Here is a 16,751-nt window from a genome sequence, read left to right on the forward strand (position 1 = left end):
TGCGGTGGAGTCGTGAAGTAACTCACACAAACCTAACAGTCGCTCAGCTACTCGGCAGCACGAGCTAGATCCACCCATTCGTCTTCGCCACGTGCGCCGCCTCGTAGCGATTCCCCGCGCCCGTCTTAGTCATAATGCTGGAGATGTGATTCCGCACAGTCCCCGGCGAGAGGTGCAGCGCCTTGGCGATGGCAGGGGAGCTCTTTCCTTCGAAAAGCTGCTGGCACACCTCGGTTTCCCTCTCGCTAAGGGGATTATCGGGCGTCAATAAGCTTTCCTGGGCAAGCGTCGGGTCGATAACGCGCAGGCCTGCATGGACGCGCCGGATGGCATCGGCGAGTTCCTCGGGAGGCGTGTCCTTAACGATGAATCCGTCCACGCCCACTTCCATCGCACGTTTGACGTACCCGGCTTTGCCGAATGTCGTGACGATCAGGCAGCGGCACCGATTCCCGGCAAGCTCCTTCGCAGCATCGATGCCGTTCATCCCAGGCATCTCGATGTCTAGCAGAGCCACGTCGATCGGCTGCTCCAGCGCCAGTGCCACGGCCTCGGTCCCGGTCGCGCATTCGGCAACGACCTCGATGTCCGGCTCCGCGTTCAGTAGTGCGATCAGTGCCCCGCGAACCAGTGATTGATCCTCGGCAAGTAGTACACGAATCGTCATCGGGCGGCCTCCTCTGCCACTGCGCTATCGTCGATCAGCTCGTCGTCGTCTTCCATCGCGATCAGCACGGTACTCAGGCCCCGTTCGCGGCGCACAATCAGCTTCCCGCCGGCTTCCTCGACTCTTTGGCGCAGACCGGCCAGACCGCCTGTACCCTGTGTGACCTCACCGTTGAGCCCGCAACCGTTATCGGTGACCTGCAGCTTGTGGGCATTGACGCTCACCCAGCACGCGCTCGCCCCGGAGTGCCGCACCACGTTTGTCGTGAGCTCACGCAGCCCCCAGGAAAACACCGCGTCGTGTGCGCCCGGTGCCTGCAGGAGTTCGGGTAAATGTGCAGTGACGCCCTTAGTTTCCAAAGCCCGGCGCGCCGCCTGCAGCTCACCGGCGAAGGTGGGTGTGCGCATTCGGGTGACCGTCGAACGCACCTCCGCCAAGGCTAGGCGGGAGAGGTCGCTGATTTCCTTGAGTTCCTGCTTAGCCTGCTCGGGGTTGTTGTCCATTGCCCGTCTGGCGACCTCGGACTTTAGGTTGATCACCGTCAGCGAGTGACCCAGCAGATCGTGCACGTCCGTTGCGATATCCTCCCGCTGCTGCGCCAGGTCCAGCTCGTGCCGCAGCTTGTGGCGAGATTCATCGTATTGGCTGAAAATCCCAAGAGCGACGAGTAACAACGGCATGACGAAAAGGGTGAATGCGCCCCAGGTAAGGTCGTCCGGCCACCAGTTCCACACTGCAACCGTCCCGAGTACACCCGTTGCCACCACGATCGGCAGTGCCTTCCGCAGCGTCACCGTGAATCCCAACATCGCGGCTAGGTAGGGGGCAAAGGCCACCGCGCCAGCCTGCATCGCTGGCACGCTGGCCAACGCAATGGCTAGCAGTATGCCCCAGCGCAGAAGTGCCCGCGCTAGTGTTCCCCAGCCGCGTGGAAAGTATCCCAGCGAGCCGAAGGCGTAGAAGTAGAACGTGCCGAAGGCCAGCAGGCATATAGTCATCCAGGCTTTCGCCGTAGTGGCGAATCCTTCCCCTGTGTAAACCTGCAGAGCGACGGGCACCAGGAATATCAGCCATATCGAGGCGAAGATGGCGGAGTTCAACTGAAACCCGTCAAAAGGGCGCATTAGCTGCGCTCCTTGTCGCGCTTGCCCATGAGCAAGCAGACTCCCACGAAAATCGCCGTCCATACCGCGATGCTAACCCAGGCGTACCACATCGGGTCGTTGATGAATCCGTGGTCGAGCAGTTGAGCGCCTTCGGCCAGCGGCCAGCGAACTAGCATCATCGCGCCGTACATGGGAGTGAAACGGCCCACCTGCAGAAGCGATCCGCTGAGTGGCATAAAAACGTTTCCGGCGAAGGCCAGGATCACGATGGAGGCAGTGGCGATGGCCACCGTGTTCTCCTTCGGAATAGTCAGTGTCCACGCCAAGCCGTAGAAGCCGAAAGGTATGGCACACAGTACACATGCGACAAAACTCAGCGCCCACTGGTCGGCCTGCATGTGGGCCCGGGTTAGCCCGCCGACTATAAACACGGCCACGATCGGCAGCACCGCACGCACGGCGATGCTCAGGCCATTGGCGAAGGCTAGCTGCCACGGGCGCAGGGGAGTAAGGGCCAGCTGCCTGCCCCAACCACTGCGGTTATCTGTCACGGAAGTACCCGCTGCGCCGACGGCGCCTACTACGCCGGCGTAGAAGGCCATGCCCAGCATGACGAACGCGGAGACGTTTCCGCCGTTCATTTCCTGATCGCCATATTCCTGCATTGCGCCGAAAATCAGGTAGAAGAAGATCGGCAGACCGACGCTGAAGAACAAGGTGGTCATGTCCCGGCGCAGGCGTAGTAGCTCGTGACCGGCGAATTTTAGGGTGGTGCTCATTGTTAGGCCTCCTCGTTTTCGTTCGTCAGCGCAAGGAATGTGTCCTCCAGGCTGTGGCTAGTGATGTCGAGATCGCGGGCGTCAGTTTCCGTCAACAGGTACCGGGCAAGCGCGTCAGAGTCGTTGGTAGTGATACGAAGGCGACGGCCGTTTGCTTCGCTCTTTATGACGCCCCTAAGGCTCGATAGCTCGGGGAATCCACCCGGGAACTCGGCGCTAACCACGCGGTTGGCACTCATGTTTCGCAGCTCGTCGGTGGTGCCGTCGGCAACAATTTCGCCTTCGTGCATAAGCACGATGCGTTGGGCGAAGTTGTCCGCTTCCTCTAGGTAGTGGGTCGCGAAGATGATAGTGCGGCCCAGCTGCGCCTGATGCTTCATGGAGTCCCAGAAGCGGTGGCGTGCGCCGGCGTCCATACCAGCGGTGGGCTCATCGAGGATGAGGATGTCCGGGTTGCCGAGGATTGCTAGGGCGAAGCGAAGGCGCTGCTGCTCGCCGCCGGAGCACTTGCCTACGCGGCGCTTGTAGATCGGCTCCAGGTTGGCCTGCTCGATAACCTCGTCGAGCGGTAGGTGCTCGGGGAAGGCGGCGGCGATCATCTCCACAGTGTCCTTCACGGTCAGATCGTGGAGCAGGCCACCGGTCTGCAACAGTGCGCTGATGTTCTGGTTGTACACGGCCTGCTTGGGGGTTTGCCCCATAACTTTCACTGTGCCGGCGGTCGGGGAAGTGAGCCCTAGGATCAGGTCCACGAGGGTGGTCTTGCCCGCGCCGTTGGTGCCGAGCAGTGCGATGATCTCGCCCGGGCGAACGCTGAGGCTAACGTCCTTCAGCGCGTGCACCGGTTGGTTGGAACGTGGCTTGAAGGTCTTGCTGATTCCTCTTACTTCTATGGCCTGTGCCAGTTTTGTTGTACTCATGGTTTTTACGCTATTTCGCCGAAGTAGGGACCGCGCATACCGTTCATCACGAATTGAGCCATGACGTTTGTCATGGGCTGTCATAAGCTCTGCAAAATTTTTTTCCTTGCTTGGTCGTGGTAACCAAAAAGCAACGATTTGCGTTTTAAAGTAAACGAGATGAGTGTTATAGCTTCCACCAGTTCGCGCGGCACCTCCAAGAGGCTGCCGGGCGCTTTTGGTGCGTTCGTGGCTTTCGCTCTTCTCGCTGCGTATGCGGTGTACCGGCTTACTTTGCCAGAGGTTCGTGCTTACTGGTTCACGAACCTCTTTAAGTGGCCGACGGATTTCAAGGTCTATTACAACGCGGCGGTGGCACTGAACAGTGGCCAGGAGCTGTATTCTCAGCCTTTCGTCGGGGGCCTTCCATTTACGTATCCGCCCTTTTCTGGCGTGATTTTTAGGTTGCTGCCGCTTGCACCGTTTGAGGTTGCGGCAAGTATCTGGCTAGGCCTCACCGCCTTGGTGCTGTTTGCGGTGATCGTCGGGGTTTTCCGCGAGCGCGGTTATGCCTGGTCCCCGGGGTTGATCCTCGTTTCCCTGGCAGCACTAGTCGCATCGTTCAACCTGGCTCCGGTCTTCGGTACTTTCTTCTGGGGCCAGATCAACATCTTCCTCATGGGCTTGGTTGCCCTGGATTTCCTGCGCAGGCGCACCGGCAACAAGGGCGGCGGCATCTTCAGCGGCCTGGCCGCCGGCATTAAACTCACCCCGGTCTTCTTCTACCTGCCGCTGTTGCTGGGCAGGCGCTGGCACGCAATGGTTTACATGACCCTCACGATCCTCGCGACCATCGTCATCGGCTTCCTTTTCGTCCCGGACGCCAAGTCTTTCTGGCAGACCAAAATCTTCGAAACGCAGCGCATCGGCGGCGAGGACAACCCGGGCGCGCAGTCCCTCGGCGCCGTCTTCCACCGCCTGGGTTACGACAGCACGGTACTGTGGCTCGCCTGCGTGGTCGTCATCTTGGCGCTGTACAGTATCGTGGTCCTGGGCTGCTATCGCCGCGGTAACTACTCGATGATCATGGCCCTCGGCGGGGTTGTTGCCTGCATCATCTCGCCGTTTAGCTGGTATCACCACTGGGTGTTCTTGGTGCCGCTCTTTGTCGTTTTTCTGGACGCCGGGTTCCAGCTCGTACGGGCGGTCTCAGACAAGGTGAAGGGCGCGCCGGGCTGGGTTCTCGAACAGCTGCTGAGCTTTGCCGTAGTGGCGGCCCTGACAGTTGTGTTCCTGCCTTTCGTCAGCAACGCAACGTCCCGCAGGTTCGGCTTCTTCGGCCAGGGCGTGGCTCACGATAACCCGCTGTGGCAGGGCGCCTTCACCTTCCTGGGCGTGGCCTTCGTCGTGGTGGCCGCAGCGTACTATACGGTCCGGTATTTCACGGACCGCCGAGCTACTGGGACCGAGCGCGCCGCTGCTGGTTCTCTGTAGGGGTGCGCTGTGAAAATGTTTAGCTATACCGAGTACGAATCGCTGCGAGAAACTGCTTACCTTCTGCGCTCCCCCGAGAACGCTCGCCGCCTCCTCGGTTCCATCGAGAATCTGGAGCGGGGGCGCGGCGCCCATCACGACCTCATTGAGGACTAATGATTCTCGTTTGGGATGAGTCTGCCTGGGAGGACTATTTGTGGTGGTAGACAGCAGATTGCCGCTACCACTACGGGCGCTGACTTAGAACGGGTAGTCCGTGGCATCGGGCGTCAAGAAAAGAACGCCAACGACCGTGCCCTTTCGGCTGACGGCGATCCGAGACATCAGTTCGCCGGCTTCGTGATTGAGCGTCGAGACGACGACAGAGGTGCCCGTGCTTTTTGTAGAGAGTGCTTCTGACGCCGGTGCCGCGTTGCGGTCTCCCTTGATGGGGACGATCGTCTGGTCGGTGATCTCGTGGAGCTCGCCGAAGTCGGTCAGGATGGATGTCCACACGTCCACGATGACGGACCAGGGGAGGTCTTCACGGACGTGAGGATCGAGCATTTCAACGGTTTCTGCCTCTTCGCCCTTTGCAATGTGGCGAATGAGCTTGTCTGAGATCTCTGGGAGCTTGTCGGTTGATACTGGGGCCATGGTTTCTCCTGTAAAGGGGTTTCGCACCGCGCCGAATCGTTTAAAGGCTGCCTGGCGGGAAACATTAAGCGCTTGCCCAACGTCCGCCCATGAATGTCCCGCATGTCTAGCTTGCGCGACGGCATCTTCCAACTCGTGTTCGGCGAGGCTGACTGCTTGCAGTGTGTGTCGGATATTTGTCAATGGATCCATGACCGTTAGTCAACCATAGGTTAACACGGGTGTCAACTATTAGTTGACGAGAAGGTGTGGCAGTAAGTGACAGCCTTCAGCGCCCTCCGGATGGATCACGTTTGGTTAAGCTTTGGGTATGGGACTAACGACGTCGCTAATCCTCACAAACGAATCTGTAGCATCAGGGCAACTGGAAGCCTGGGGGCTTACCCCTATTAAGGAAAATGGTGACCTGTGGACCGCATTTCATGCCCCGGCGAACCGGTTTTTTGCGGTAGCTCGGCCGGGTAACTGGACTGTTCTGTGGGACCCAGAAATGCAGATCGCGGAGCATTTCGAAACCAACTCACTGCCACTCCCAGGCACCTGGCACGTGGCAAGCACGGTGTCTTCAACTGGGTTCGTGGATTACCGTGTATTCGTTGATGGAACACTTGTACGGCACCTGCTTGCTGGTGATGAGGAGCTTGACGAAGGTGTTCCAGTCGTTGACGAGTCCGCCTTCGTCTTTCGTGAAGGCAGCGAGGCAGGGGAGCCAGCCGAGGTGGACGGCGACCTGATCATCCAGGAACTCCCTCGCGCAGTAGGGGCTGTTGGTTACCGCGATGACTTGTTTGACGTTGAGGGACAGTATTTCGCGTATAGGACAACTAAACAGGACGTCCACGGGAACAGGTCTGCAAATGAAGGCGCAGCAACAACGACTGTGAGAAAGAGAGCATCCTTCTTTGGCAGGCTGTTCGGAAAGAAATAACCGGGGTCATTCCCTATAGCTCAACGCCAGCCCGATACCCGCGCCAAGAGAGAGGCCGAAAGCAACCCCAATCGGGATAAAGAAATCCAAGATTAGTGCGATCGCCAAGCCTAGTACAAGGCCAATGGCCGCACCGATAGCAACTCCGGTGTAGCTATTCTTTTTCTGTGGTGGTGGTGAGGTTATACCCCGGATAATAGTGAAAATTTGTCGGACTGACAGGATTTGAACCTGCGACCCCTACACCCCCAGTGTAGTGCGCTACCAAGCTGCGCCACAGTCCGCCGAAGCCCTGTTAAAAGGACAACGGCGATAGGTTACCCCACTCCCATCGCCGTTAGGAAATCCCCTGCTTAGACCGGCTGCACAATCTCGTCGGAAACGATAATGCCGTCCGAATCGCAGTAGATGTACTCGCCGGGGACGAAGTCCACGCCGCCGAAGCTCACCGTCACGTCGCGCTCGCCCTCGCCGGTCTTCGTGGACTTGCGCGGGTTGGTGCCCAGCGCCTTGCAGCCGAACTCCATCTGGCCAATCACCTTGGAATCACGGATCGGCCCGTTAATCACCACTCCGGCCCAGCCGTGATCCTTGCCCAGGCCCGCAATAATGTCGCCCACCAGCGCAGTGTGCATCGACGCATCTCCGTCGATCACCAGCACGCCACCCGGATTGTCCTCCTGCAGCACGCTCTTCAGCAGCGCATTGTCCTGGAAGCACTTCACCGTGGTGATCTTCCCGCAGAACTCCACCACGCCGCCCAGGTCGCGGAACTGCGTGTCGCAGCTGCGCACGTCGCTGCCAATGATGTCCACCAGGTCGGCGGTCGGAATAAAAGTCAGTTTCTCTTCAGCCATGCCACCTACTTTAAGCGCAAGCCTTCCCACGCCGCGATCATTTCGCCTACACGCTGCCCGGATCCCCTCTGCAGCAGCAGGTGATCCATCCCCTCCAGGCTCACCCAGTCCGCGCGAGGCAGTGCCGCCCGCATCGCATGCGCCTCCGCCACGGGAACTACCTGGTCATCGGGGGAGTGCAGCACCAGAGACGTGGCGTCACTAGAAGAAACGGCGGCCACAGTATCGGCCGAATCGGCCGCGGCGAGCTCATCCAACAGCGCCTGGCCCAAAGAAAGCTCCCGCTGGCGCTCGAACATCTGCATGATCTCCGGCGCGCGCTTCGCGGTTTCCTGCAGTTCAAAGGGCGTGCCGACGGTCACGATGCTCTCCACCGAAGCGACCTCCGCCGCCGCCCGCTGCACCGCGGTGCCTCCCAGCGAATGCCCCACGAGCAACTCCGCCCCGCCGAACCACTCGGCGGCAGCGCGCACGTCGGAAACGTTCGTCGCCAGCGTGGTCTCCTCGAACTCGCCACCCGAGTCACCCAGTCCAGCGAAGTCGAAGCGCAAGCTCGCATAACCTGCCCGCGCCAGCGCCTTGGAAATGCGCGTCACCCCAATCGCCCCGCGCGTACACGTAAAGCAGTGCGCGACAACTGCCCGCCGCGGCGCATCCTCCAACTTCACATCCCGCGGCATATCCACCGTTCCCGCCAACTGCCAGCCACTTTCTGTGGGAATGGTCACGTGAACGGAGCGTATCGTGCGGGTCATGGATCGCCTCTCGCCTTAAGTCGATTAACGTGGTCTACATATTCTTACACCTCAAACTCGAAGGGCACATTCATGGCATTTGACTGGTTCTGGAAGGCGATGGGATCTTCCCCAAAGAAGAATCAGAAGAAAAGCCGGGCCGTGGTCGCTCAGGCCGACTCGTCGCGCTACTCGGGGCTAAGCGATGCGGAGCTTCGTGACGCCGCCTCGGACGTGGTCACCGAACAATCCACTAGCGAGGATGGCCACCACTTCGGTGGGCAGGTAGACGACGCCCCCGCGCTGCTGGCGATCCTCCGTGAAGCGGCAAGCCGCACCCTGAACATGGAGCCTTTCGACGTGCAGATGCAGGGCACCTACCGCCTTTTGCACGGCGATGTGGTGGAGATGGCCACCGGTGAGGGCAAGACCCTAGCCGGTGCGATGGCCGCCGTCGGCTTCGCCTTGCAGGGCAAGCGCGTGCACGTCATCACGGTCAACAGCTACCTAGCTGGGCGTGATAACGACTGGATGGGTCCGATGTTCGACTTCTTCGGGCTGACCCACGGCGCGATCCACGAGGACCTCACCGCGGACCAGCGCCGCGATATTTACTCCCGCGACGTCATTTTCGGCGCCATCAACGAGCTCGGCTTCGACGTCCTGCGCGACCAGCTGATCACCCGCCGCGCCGACCAGGTGCGCACCCCGGCGGACGTGGCCGTGATCGATGAGGCCGACTCGGTGATGGTCGACGAGGCTCTGGTGCCATTGGTGCTCGCCGGTTCCGAGCCCGGCCCCGCGCCCGCCGGCCGCATTACCGACCTGGTCAAGCGCATGGAGGAAGACAAGCACTTCCACGTCTCCGAGGATCACCGCAACGTCTTCCTCACCGACGAGGGCGCAGCATTCGTGGAGAAGGAACTGGGCGTGGAGTCCCTCTACGAAGACGAAGGCGAGCTACTAGTGCAGGTCAACGTCGCCCTACACGCCGAGCACCTGCTGATCCGAGACGTCCACTACATCGTGCGCGACGGCAAGGTTGCTCTTATTGACGGCTCCCGCGGCCGCGTGGCCGAGCTACAGCGTTGGCCCGATGGCTTGCAGGCCGCAGTGGAGGCCAAGGAGGGGCTGGACGTTACCGACGGCGGCCGCATCCTCGACCAGATCACCATCCAGGCGCTGGTCGGCATGTACCCCGAAGTCTGCGGCATGACCGGTACGGCCCTGGCAGCCGGCGACCAGCTGCGACAGTTCTACAACCTGCAGGTCTCCGTCATTGAACCGAACGTGCCGAACATCCGCTTCGACGAAGCCGACCGGGTGTACGTCTCCGCCGCCGAGCGCAACGACGCGGTGGTCAAGCACATCGTCGAGGTACAGAAGACCGGCCAGCCGCAGCTGGTGGGCACCCAGGACGTCGCGGAATCCGAGGAACTGGCAGAGGCCCTGCTCTCCGCGGGCGTGGAGTGCTCCGTGCTGAACGCGAAGAACCACGAGGCCGAGGCGGCCGTCGTCGCCGAGGCCGGCCGCCCGGGCCGCGTGACCGTCTCCACGCAGATGGCCGGCCGCGGTACGGACATCAAGCTAGGCGGTACCGACGAGGCCGAACACGACGAGGTCGTGGAGACCGGCGGCCTGCACGTCGTGGGCGTGGGCCGCTTCCGCTCCCAGCGATTGGATAACCAGCTGCGCGGCCGCGCGGGCCGTCAGGGCGATCCAGGCAGCTCCCTGTTCTTCGTATCCCTGGAAGACGATGTGGTCGCGATTGGTGGAGCAGGGGAGGAGCTGCAGGCCCAGCCAGAGGAAGACGGCCTGCTCCCGCAGAAGAAGGTCCAGCAGTTTGTGGACCACTGCCAGCGCGTGACGGAGGGCCAGATGTTGGACATTCACGCCACTACCTGGAAGTACAACAAGCTGATCAAGGACCAGCGCGACATCGTTAACGATCGCCGGGACACCCTGCTGGATACCGCCGCGGCCTGGGACGACCTGAGCTACCACAACGTCGACCGTGCCGCGGAGCTGAAGAAGCAGGGGATTAGCGAGGAGGTGCTGGAGCAGGCCGCCCGCGAAATCATGCTGTTCCACCTGGATAACGAGTGGTCGGAGCACCTGGCTTACCTGGATGACGTGCGCGAGTCCATCCACCTGCGTGCCATCGCCCGCGAATCGCCGATCGACGAGTTCCACCGCATGTCCATCGCCGCCTTCGGCGAGCTGGCCGAGCGCGCCGTCAACAAGGCACGCGAGACGTTTGACGAGGTAGAGATCACTTCCGACGGTGCCCAGCTGGGCGAGATGGGCCTTCACAAGCCCAGCGCAACGTGGACTTACATGGTGAACGACAACCCGCTGTCCTCCTCTGGGGGATCTGTGATGGGGTCTATCGTTCAGATGTTCCGCTAGCTGCTTTAGGGTATTGTTAGACGTATTGTTAAAGCCGAACCGATTAGTTCGAATGAGAGGACTTGAAAGCTATGAGCGATAACACCGGAGTGCCTGAGGCTTCTGTCGAGACCACGTCAGTCTTTCGCGCAGACCTTCTAAAGGAGATGGAGTCTGGTTCGCAGCACGATGCCTCTCCCGCCGGTGTGGAGGGCCTTCCTGAGGGCTCCGCGCTGCTGGTTGTGAAGCGCGGCCCGAACGCTGGCTCCCGCTTCCTGCTGGACCAGGAAACGACCGCCGCTGGCCGCCACCCGGACAGCGACATCTTCCTGGATGACGTCACCGTTTCTCGCCGTCACGCCGAGTTCCGCCGCAATGGCGACCAGTACGAGGTTGTCGACGTCGGATCCCTGAACGGCACCTACGTCAACCGTGAGCCGAAGAACTCCTCGGTTCTGTCTAATGGCGACGAGATCCAGATCGGCAAGTTCCGCCTGGTGTTCCTGAACGGTTCGAAGGAAGCCTAAGGAACAGTGAGCGCACAGAGAAGCCACGCTAGCGCTCCTGCACCTTCCTCCTCACCAGCCGGAAAGGTTCTTCCCACCTCGTCCATCGGCGATGTGCTGAAGCAGCTGAAGCCGGACTTTCCGGACGTCACCGTCTCGAAGATCCGCTTCCTGGAATCTGAAGGCTTGGTCAGCCCGCGCCGTTCCCAGAGCGGCTACCGGCGCTTTTCCCCGGAGGATATTTCCAGGCTGCGCTACATTCTGACCCTCCAGCGGGATAACTACCTTCCGCTGAAGGTTATCCGCGAACGCTTGGAGGCCATGGACTCCGGCAAGGTCACCCCGGTGACCGCCGCCCGCAAGTCTGCCCCCGGTGCGATTTCTCCGGAGCAGATGCGGGCCACGCAGTCCCGCCGCCTGACTCGCGCGGACGTTACGGCGCGCGCCAACGTGCAGGATTCCTTCACCGGATCCCTGATCCGCATGGGGCTGATCTCCGCTGACCCGGCCGGTTTCTTCTCGGTCGATGACGTAGAGATCGTGCAGATTGCACAGAACCTGACCGACCACGGCCTGGACAACCGCCACCTGAAGGCACTGCTGACCATCGCGAACCGCCAGTTCGACATGGTTTCCCGCATCGCCTCCCCGCTGGCTCATGGCCGCGACGAGAACGCCCAGCAGCGTTCCGCCGAGACCGCCCGCGAGATGTCTGCGCTGATCATTTCCCTCAACACCGCGCTGGTGAAGGGCAACCTTGGCTAAAGGCACCGAAGTCGTCTTTCTCGGCCGCGCTGTCGGTAGCTCGCTCGGCTGCGGCGCGCCCGTGCCCGACTGTCTTATTTTTATGACCCCCCAGCGCACCCATATCCTGCCGATCTGGGTAGAACCAACGTTGGATCTGGGCGGGCGCCCCACGGATGCCGAGGTTCTGGCGAATATCCTGAAACACGACGAGGCGTGCGACCCGTGGTTTGCCCGCATCGTCACTAACTCTCGCGGCCAGATGACCGCCGGGTTGGTGCTGGAAGAGGGAGAGTCCGAGCGTTTCATCGACATTCGCCCTTCGATCCTGGAACCTCTGTGGCACGCGGGCGTCATCTTCGACGTGCGTGTGGACCCCGGGGTAGAGAGTGCGCTCATCCGCGTTAACCCGGCTTGGGTTGACGAGCTCGAAGCGAAGCTCAAGCAGGTGGACGAAGACGGTGACCAGGTGGACTTCCTGCTGGACTGGAACCCGGAAGATATGGGGTTCACCGTAAGCGACAACGCGGATTCCGACTTCCAACAAATGTGGGAGGGCCTGGGTCTGTCGAGCGACCTCGACGACTGGTTAAAGGAATGACACGCCTGTTGTTACACGTGTGATTTTTGTGACTCGTGTTAAAGTAATGTTCGGCTAGCGGTTGACTGAGCCGCAAACCGGTCTAATCTTTAGAAGAGAATTGAAATTACACCAGGAGTGTTTCATGCAGGATGCCCTTTTCGACGTCCATGGCCCCGACGACGAGGTCGGCTACCGCGTACCGATCGCCTGCCAAGTCGCCGGCATCACCTACCGTCAGCTGGACTACTGGGCCCGCACAAAGCTGGTTCAACCCAGCATCCGTAACGCCGCTGGTTCCGGCTCCCAGCGCCTTTACTCCTTCCGCGACATTTTGGTGCTGAAGATCGTGAAGGGCCTGCTGGATACCGGCATTTCCCTGCAGAACATCCGCAAGGCTGTAGAAAAGCTGGAGAACTTGGGCGTCGATGACCTCGCCGGCATCACCCTTGTCTCCGACGGCCACACTGTCTACGAGTGCCGTTCCTCCGAAGAAGTCATTGACCTCCTCAACGGCGGCCAGGGCGTGTTCGGCATTGCAGTCCCGGGACTGATGAAGGAACTCACCGGCACGATTACCGCCTTCCCGTCTGAGAAGGTTGTGCAGGACGCTGCCATCGACGAGCTGGCCGAGCGTCGCCGTCGCCGTATGGCCTAGAGCTGCCTCAGAAAAGCTCCCCGCGCGCGCTGTTCTAGCTCGGGTAGGGGATTATCCCGCAGCTGCGGGGCCAGCACTCCACCATTCTCTTCTGCAACCTCCACCTTGGAGACAGCCAGTGCTTCATCGGCCTTCTGCCGATCCGCTGGCTTCCACAGCTCCGCACCCGGCTGTCCGCCCTCACCCCATGCCTTGTAGGACTTAATCGCTTCCGCGTCCGGCTTGCGCACGACCTCCGCCTTCAGGCAGTGGTCAAGTTCGACCTCATTTGAGTCGTTAAACTTCTGCACCGCATCCTTTAATTCCGCCTCATTCGCTGCCCACACCTGCACCACGAATTCCCCCTGCGGGCATTCCGGAGTGGCCAGGTCCTCCTGGTTGTTCCGCGCCAACGCAACCCACCCGGCCACCAGGAGCGCTACCACGATCACGGTCACGAGCGCGCCCCAGACCCACCCGGCTACTCGATAGTTCTGCTTTCCGCTTGCGTGACGTGCCACGATTCTTCTTCCTCCCAGTAGCTCTTTCTAACCAGTGTAGGCCAGCAGCCTTCTACGCAGCCCCTGTCCGCGCTCCATCAGCCCCTTTTGCCGAGCGACGTACTCCGCCCGCCCCGCCGGGGTCTCGATACGCACGGGCTCGAAGCCCCATTCGCGCAGGTCGTAGGGCGAAGCCTCCATATCCAGCCGGCGCACGTCACATGCGAGCTCAAAGCAATCCAGCCACAATTCGCCGGGGATCAGCGGCCCCAGCTTCGTGGCCCATTTGTATAGATCCATGGTGGCGTGCAGGCATCCCGGTTGTTCCATCTGGGGCTGCGAGTCGCGTGTCGGAGCGTGGGCGTTGCGGGGCGCGGCGGCGTCAGTAAAAAAGCGAAAAGCGTCAAAGTGCGTGCACTTCAACTGCGATGCTTCCACCACCTCGTCGGTACCCGCCCCGCCCAGCCGCAAAGGCTCGGGGTGACGGGGTGCATCCTTGTAAACCATCGCCCACTCGTGCAGCCCAAAGCAGCCGAGCACAGGCGGATGCTGATAGGTCGCCTTCAATAGCCGTGCGATATAGCGCACCGTCTTGCCTCGCGCGGCCATAAACCGTTCCGTATCGAGGGTCCACACGTCGCCACGGCGCACATAGTGATCCTTGTAGTGCGGCAGGTCGCCGTTGCCATCCCACACCACACCCTTATTGACGCCCGGATGCCAGTGGCTCAGCTTCCCAGGGGTAGTGGGGTAGTAGGTGAACATGAAATCCCACACCGGGTGCCTTTCGCCCTCCGCGCGGCGCCGGCGGTGCCCCTCGGTAAGGCGCTGCACGCGCTCCCGGTGGGCGGCTTGTCTATCGCGCCAGTCGTGCAGTACCTCAGTCATGGGTCCAGTCGCGGACAGTGCCGACGAGTTCTTCGATGATGTCCTCCAGCGTGATCATGCCGATAATCTGCCCATTTGTATCCACTACCGCGGCGATGTGGCTGGAGGTACGCCGCATGTTGCGCATCGCTACATCGAAGCTGGAGCCAGTCTTGACCTCCAGTAAGGGGCGGATGTCCGTGGTATCCAACTGGCCGTCGGGCTCCACCAGGTTGTCCAATACGTCCTTGACGTGGACGTAGCCGATCCACTTTCCCTTGGTATCTGTGACGGGGAAGCGGGAATAGCCCGTCTCCTGCACCGCCTTCTCCACGGCCGCGACCTTCATCCGCGGACCGTCCTGCCGGATGCAATGCACGTCGGCCGCGGGGATCAGCACCTCATCCAGTGTTCGGCGCGAGGAGCTTAGGGCCTTGTCCAGACGGTTGGCCTCTTCCGGGGCGATCAGCCCCTCGGAGCGGGACTCCTGGATCATGCTGGCCAGTTCGGAGGGGGAGACGGTGGAGTCCAGCTCGTCCTTCTGCTCTACGCCCATCAGCTTGAGCGTATGGCGCGCGATCCAGTTCAGCGCCTGCATGATTGGGTTCGTGACCTTAACGAACAAAAGGTGTAGCGGCACCACGAACGTCGCCACGGTTTCTGGGCCCGCCAACGCGATGTTCTTTGGAACCATCTCACCCAGGATGATGTGCAGCATCGTTACGACCAGCAGGGCAATCGCGAAGCTCACCGGGTGCAGCAGCTCCGGTGGCAGGCCTAGAGCTTCAAATGGTGCCTCGATGAGGTGCGCGATCGCGGGCTCGCCGACCTTACCCAGCAACAGCGAGGCAATCGTGATGCCGAACTGCGCCCCCGCCAGCATGATTGACAGGTGCTCGCTGGCGTAAAGCACCCTCTTGGCACGCTTGTTGCCCGCTGCGATCATCGAATCCAAGCGATCCCTGCGCGAGGAAATCAGCGCGAACTCCACCGCCACGAAATACCCGTTGAGCGCCAACAGGAAGACGGCGAAAACTATGGCCCAAATGTCACCCATTAGTTTGCCTCCTCCTTAGTCAGCGGCTGCAGCAGAACTTTGTCCACGCGTCGGTTATCCATCTCCTTGACGGTGGCCCTCCAGCGCCCGGACATACCTGTTTCGAAGCTCTCCATCATCTCGTTGTCTCCGACGGGCAGCAACACCTCATCCCCCTCGGCGGGGATGCGCCCCAGCGTGGCCATGATCAGCCCGCCGAGCGTATCGTAGTCACCCTCCGGTGCGGTGTAGCCCACTGCATCTGGAAGCTCGTCGGTGCGTACCAGGCCGGAAACCTCCCAGTGGGTGCCCGTCTTGCGGACTTCCTTGTCCTCTTCCACGTCGTCGTGTTCGTCCCACACCTCGCCGAGGATCTCCTCGACCACGTCCTCGATCGTCACGATTCCGGCGGTGCCGCCGTACTCGTCCACGACCATCACCAGCTGCGAGCCCGCGGCCCGCACCTGATTCAGCACGTCATCGCCGCTCAAAGAATCCGGCACGGAGGGGACGTTCTTCATCAGCTTGTTCAAAGTGGTGGTGGGGCGCGAGTCGTGGGGGATGGTCAGTGCATCCTTCACGTGCACCACGCCCACGGTCTCGTCCAGGTCCCCACGGGTCACGGGGAAGCGCGAGTGCCCGGTTTCCAGCGCCAGCTCGATCAGATCCTGCGCGGTCTCCTCGACAGTCAGAGATTCGACGGTCGACCGGGGTGTCATCACATCCTCCGCTGAGGCGTCACTAAACCGCAGCGACAGATCCAGAATCCGCGCCTTAGACTCGGTGAACCCACCGTTGCCCGTTGAGTTCTTCACCAGCGCCGAGAGCTCTTCGGCCGATCGTGCGGACGCCAACTCGTCCGCCGGCTCGATACCCAGCTTCCGCACAACCGCGTTCGCTGTAGCGTTCATGCCGTTGATGAACCATTTCAGCGCCACGTTGAACGTCCATGCGGGACGGATCGTAGCGCGGGCCGCTTCGATGGGGTGGGTGATCGCCAGGTTCTTCGGTACCAGCTCGCCGAACACCATCGACAGCACCGTCGCCACAATCAAGGACAGCACTAGCGCGATCGGCATGGCGGCGGCCTGGCTCAGACCCGCGGCCTCCAGCAACGGGTCGAAGAACTTCGCCAAGATCGGCTCTGCCAGATAACCCGTTGCCAGGGTGGTGATCGTAATGCCCAGCTGCGCGCCGGATAGCAGGAAGGAAAGCTGCCCGTGCGCCTTTTGCACCAACTTCGCAGTGCCGTCGCCCTTGGTGCGTGCGTGCTCGTCGATGGTGGAGCGCTCTAGCCCCGTCATCGCAAATTCCACGGCCACGAACAGGCCGGTGGCGGCCGTCAGCAGCACAAACAGGACTAGCCCGACTAGGGAAAGAACTATGTCCACTT

At 61.2% G+C, this 16,751-nt stretch carries 19 protein-coding genes and 1 tRNA gene; 8 read left to right on the plus strand and 12 right to left on the minus strand.

The genetic code is table 11. The annotated features are described in order from the left end of the window. Positions 1 to 64: 64 nt before the first annotated feature. The 4 genes from CJEIK_RS04680 to CJEIK_RS04695 are packed head-to-tail and all read right to left on the minus strand — an operon-like array spanning position 65 to position 3,472. Complete coding sequence (locus CJEIK_RS04680; RefSeq protein WP_005294573.1) at positions 65 to 667, minus strand: response regulator transcription factor; 603 nt, start codon at positions 665 to 667, stop codon at positions 65 to 67. Next, positions 664 to 1,791, minus strand: coding sequence for a sensor histidine kinase (locus CJEIK_RS04685; protein ID WP_005294575.1), 1,128 nt, complete (start codon positions 1,789 to 1,791; stop codon positions 664 to 666). Before CJEIK_RS04685 ends, CJEIK_RS04680 begins: the two co-directional genes overlap by 4 nt. Further along, positions 1,791 to 2,552, minus strand: coding sequence for an ABC transporter permease (locus tag CJEIK_RS04690; RefSeq protein WP_005294577.1), 762 nt, complete (start codon positions 2,550 to 2,552; stop codon positions 1,791 to 1,793). The genes CJEIK_RS04685 and CJEIK_RS04690 overlap by 1 nt, the downstream gene beginning before the upstream one ends. Positions 2,553 to 2,554: 2 nt before the next feature. Continuing rightward, on the minus strand, positions 2,555 to 3,472 hold the full coding sequence (locus tag CJEIK_RS04695; protein ID WP_005294579.1) for an ABC transporter ATP-binding protein: 918 nt from the start codon (positions 3,470 to 3,472) through the stop codon (positions 2,555 to 2,557). A 159-nt stretch (positions 3,473 to 3,631) separates the two neighbouring features. Between CJEIK_RS04695 and CJEIK_RS04700 the strand changes: the two genes are divergently transcribed. Together CJEIK_RS04700 and CJEIK_RS04705 are read left to right on the plus strand one after the other, a co-directional pair. After that, positions 3,632 to 4,945, plus strand: coding sequence for a glycosyltransferase family 87 protein (locus tag CJEIK_RS04700; RefSeq protein ID WP_005294581.1), 1,314 nt, complete (start codon positions 3,632 to 3,634; stop codon positions 4,943 to 4,945). Positions 4,946 to 4,960: 15 nt separating this feature from the next. Next, positions 4,961 to 5,101, plus strand: coding sequence for a type II toxin-antitoxin system Phd/YefM family antitoxin (locus tag CJEIK_RS04705; RefSeq protein WP_005294583.1), 141 nt, complete (start codon positions 4,961 to 4,963; stop codon positions 5,099 to 5,101). Positions 5,102 to 5,185: 84 nt separating this feature from the next. On the opposite strand, the gene CJEIK_RS04710 is transcribed toward CJEIK_RS04705, so the two are convergent. Next, entirely contained in the window at positions 5,186 to 5,581 is a 396-nt protein-coding gene (locus tag CJEIK_RS04710) for a hypothetical protein (RefSeq protein ID WP_005294585.1), read from the minus strand. Between the two features lie 490 nt (positions 5,582 to 6,071). On the opposite strand from CJEIK_RS04710, the gene CJEIK_RS04715 reads away from it, so the two are divergent. After that, a complete protein-coding gene (locus tag CJEIK_RS04715; protein ID WP_005294587.1) occupies positions 6,072 to 6,509 on the plus strand; it encodes a hypothetical protein in 438 nt (145 codons plus the stop codon). Positions 6,510 to 6,719: 210 nt separating this feature from the next. Here the strand turns inward: CJEIK_RS04715 and CJEIK_RS04720 are convergent. The 3 genes from CJEIK_RS04720 to CJEIK_RS04730 all read right to left on the minus strand — a co-directional run bounded on the left by CJEIK_RS04720 (position 6,720) and on the right by CJEIK_RS04730 (position 8,121). Then, positions 6,720 to 6,793, minus strand: a tRNA-Pro gene (locus CJEIK_RS04720). Between the two features lie 69 nt (positions 6,794 to 6,862). Beyond that, positions 6,863 to 7,366, minus strand: a complete 504-nt coding sequence (rraA, locus tag CJEIK_RS04725) for a ribonuclease E activity regulator RraA (protein WP_005294589.1) — start codon at positions 7,364 to 7,366, stop codon at positions 6,863 to 6,865. 5 nt (positions 7,367 to 7,371) lie between these two features. Beyond that, on the minus strand, positions 7,372 to 8,121 hold the full coding sequence (locus CJEIK_RS04730; RefSeq protein WP_005294590.1) for an alpha/beta hydrolase family protein: 750 nt from the start codon (positions 8,119 to 8,121) through the stop codon (positions 7,372 to 7,374). A gap of 72 nt (positions 8,122 to 8,193) precedes the next feature. Between CJEIK_RS04730 and secA2 the strand changes: the two genes are divergently transcribed. The 5 genes from secA2 to CJEIK_RS04755 all read left to right on the plus strand — a co-directional run bounded on the left by secA2 (position 8,194) and on the right by CJEIK_RS04755 (position 12,976). After that, a complete protein-coding gene (gene secA2 / locus CJEIK_RS04735; RefSeq protein ID WP_005294593.1) occupies positions 8,194 to 10,509 on the plus strand; it encodes an accessory Sec system translocase SecA2 in 2,316 nt (771 codons plus the stop codon). A gap of 71 nt (positions 10,510 to 10,580) precedes the next feature. Further along, positions 10,581 to 11,015 carry an oxoglutarate dehydrogenase inhibitor Odhl gene (odhI, locus tag CJEIK_RS04740; protein WP_005294594.1) on the plus strand — a complete coding sequence of 145 codons (435 nt, stop codon included), beginning with the start codon at positions 10,581 to 10,583 and terminating at the stop codon, positions 11,013 to 11,015. Between the two features lie 6 nt (positions 11,016 to 11,021). Then, on the plus strand, positions 11,022 to 11,759 hold the full coding sequence (gene ftsR / locus CJEIK_RS04745) for a transcriptional regulator FtsR (RefSeq protein WP_011273493.1): 738 nt from the start codon (positions 11,022 to 11,024) through the stop codon (positions 11,757 to 11,759). An 82-nt stretch (positions 11,760 to 11,841) separates the two neighbouring features. Then, complete coding sequence (locus CJEIK_RS04750; RefSeq protein ID WP_248623856.1) at positions 11,842 to 12,339, plus strand: hypothetical protein; 498 nt, start codon at positions 11,842 to 11,844, stop codon at positions 12,337 to 12,339. A 124-nt stretch (positions 12,340 to 12,463) separates the two neighbouring features. Next, positions 12,464 to 12,976, plus strand: coding sequence for a MerR family transcriptional regulator (locus CJEIK_RS04755; RefSeq protein WP_005294601.1), 513 nt, complete (start codon positions 12,464 to 12,466; stop codon positions 12,974 to 12,976). Here the strand turns inward: CJEIK_RS04755 and CJEIK_RS04760 are convergent. Genes CJEIK_RS04760 through CJEIK_RS04775 form a run of 4 tightly spaced genes read right to left on the minus strand, consistent with a single transcriptional unit; the run spans position 12,973 to position 16,749 of the window. Then, positions 12,973 to 13,476 (minus strand): hypothetical protein, encoded by a 504-nt coding sequence (locus CJEIK_RS04760; protein ID WP_011273495.1) that lies wholly within the window; start codon positions 13,474 to 13,476, stop codon positions 12,973 to 12,975. The two genes, CJEIK_RS04755 and CJEIK_RS04760, sit on opposite strands and share 4 nt — an antisense overlap. A gap of 27 nt (positions 13,477 to 13,503) precedes the next feature. Then, on the minus strand, positions 13,504 to 14,343 hold the full coding sequence (locus CJEIK_RS04765) for a hypothetical protein (protein WP_005294605.1): 840 nt from the start codon (positions 14,341 to 14,343) through the stop codon (positions 13,504 to 13,506). Then, complete coding sequence (locus CJEIK_RS04770) at positions 14,336 to 15,379, minus strand: hemolysin family protein (RefSeq protein ID WP_005294607.1); 1,044 nt, start codon at positions 15,377 to 15,379, stop codon at positions 14,336 to 14,338. Before CJEIK_RS04770 ends, CJEIK_RS04765 begins: the two co-directional genes overlap by 8 nt. Beyond that, positions 15,379 to 16,749, minus strand: coding sequence for a hemolysin family protein (locus CJEIK_RS04775; RefSeq protein ID WP_005294610.1), 1,371 nt, complete (start codon positions 16,747 to 16,749; stop codon positions 15,379 to 15,381). The genes CJEIK_RS04770 and CJEIK_RS04775 overlap by 1 nt, the downstream gene beginning before the upstream one ends. Positions 16,750 to 16,751: the final 2 nt, after the last annotated feature.

The organism is Corynebacterium jeikeium, from assembly GCF_028609885.1.
In the GTDB taxonomy this organism is placed as follows: domain Bacteria; phylum Actinomycetota; class Actinomycetes; order Mycobacteriales; family Mycobacteriaceae; genus Corynebacterium; species Corynebacterium jeikeium.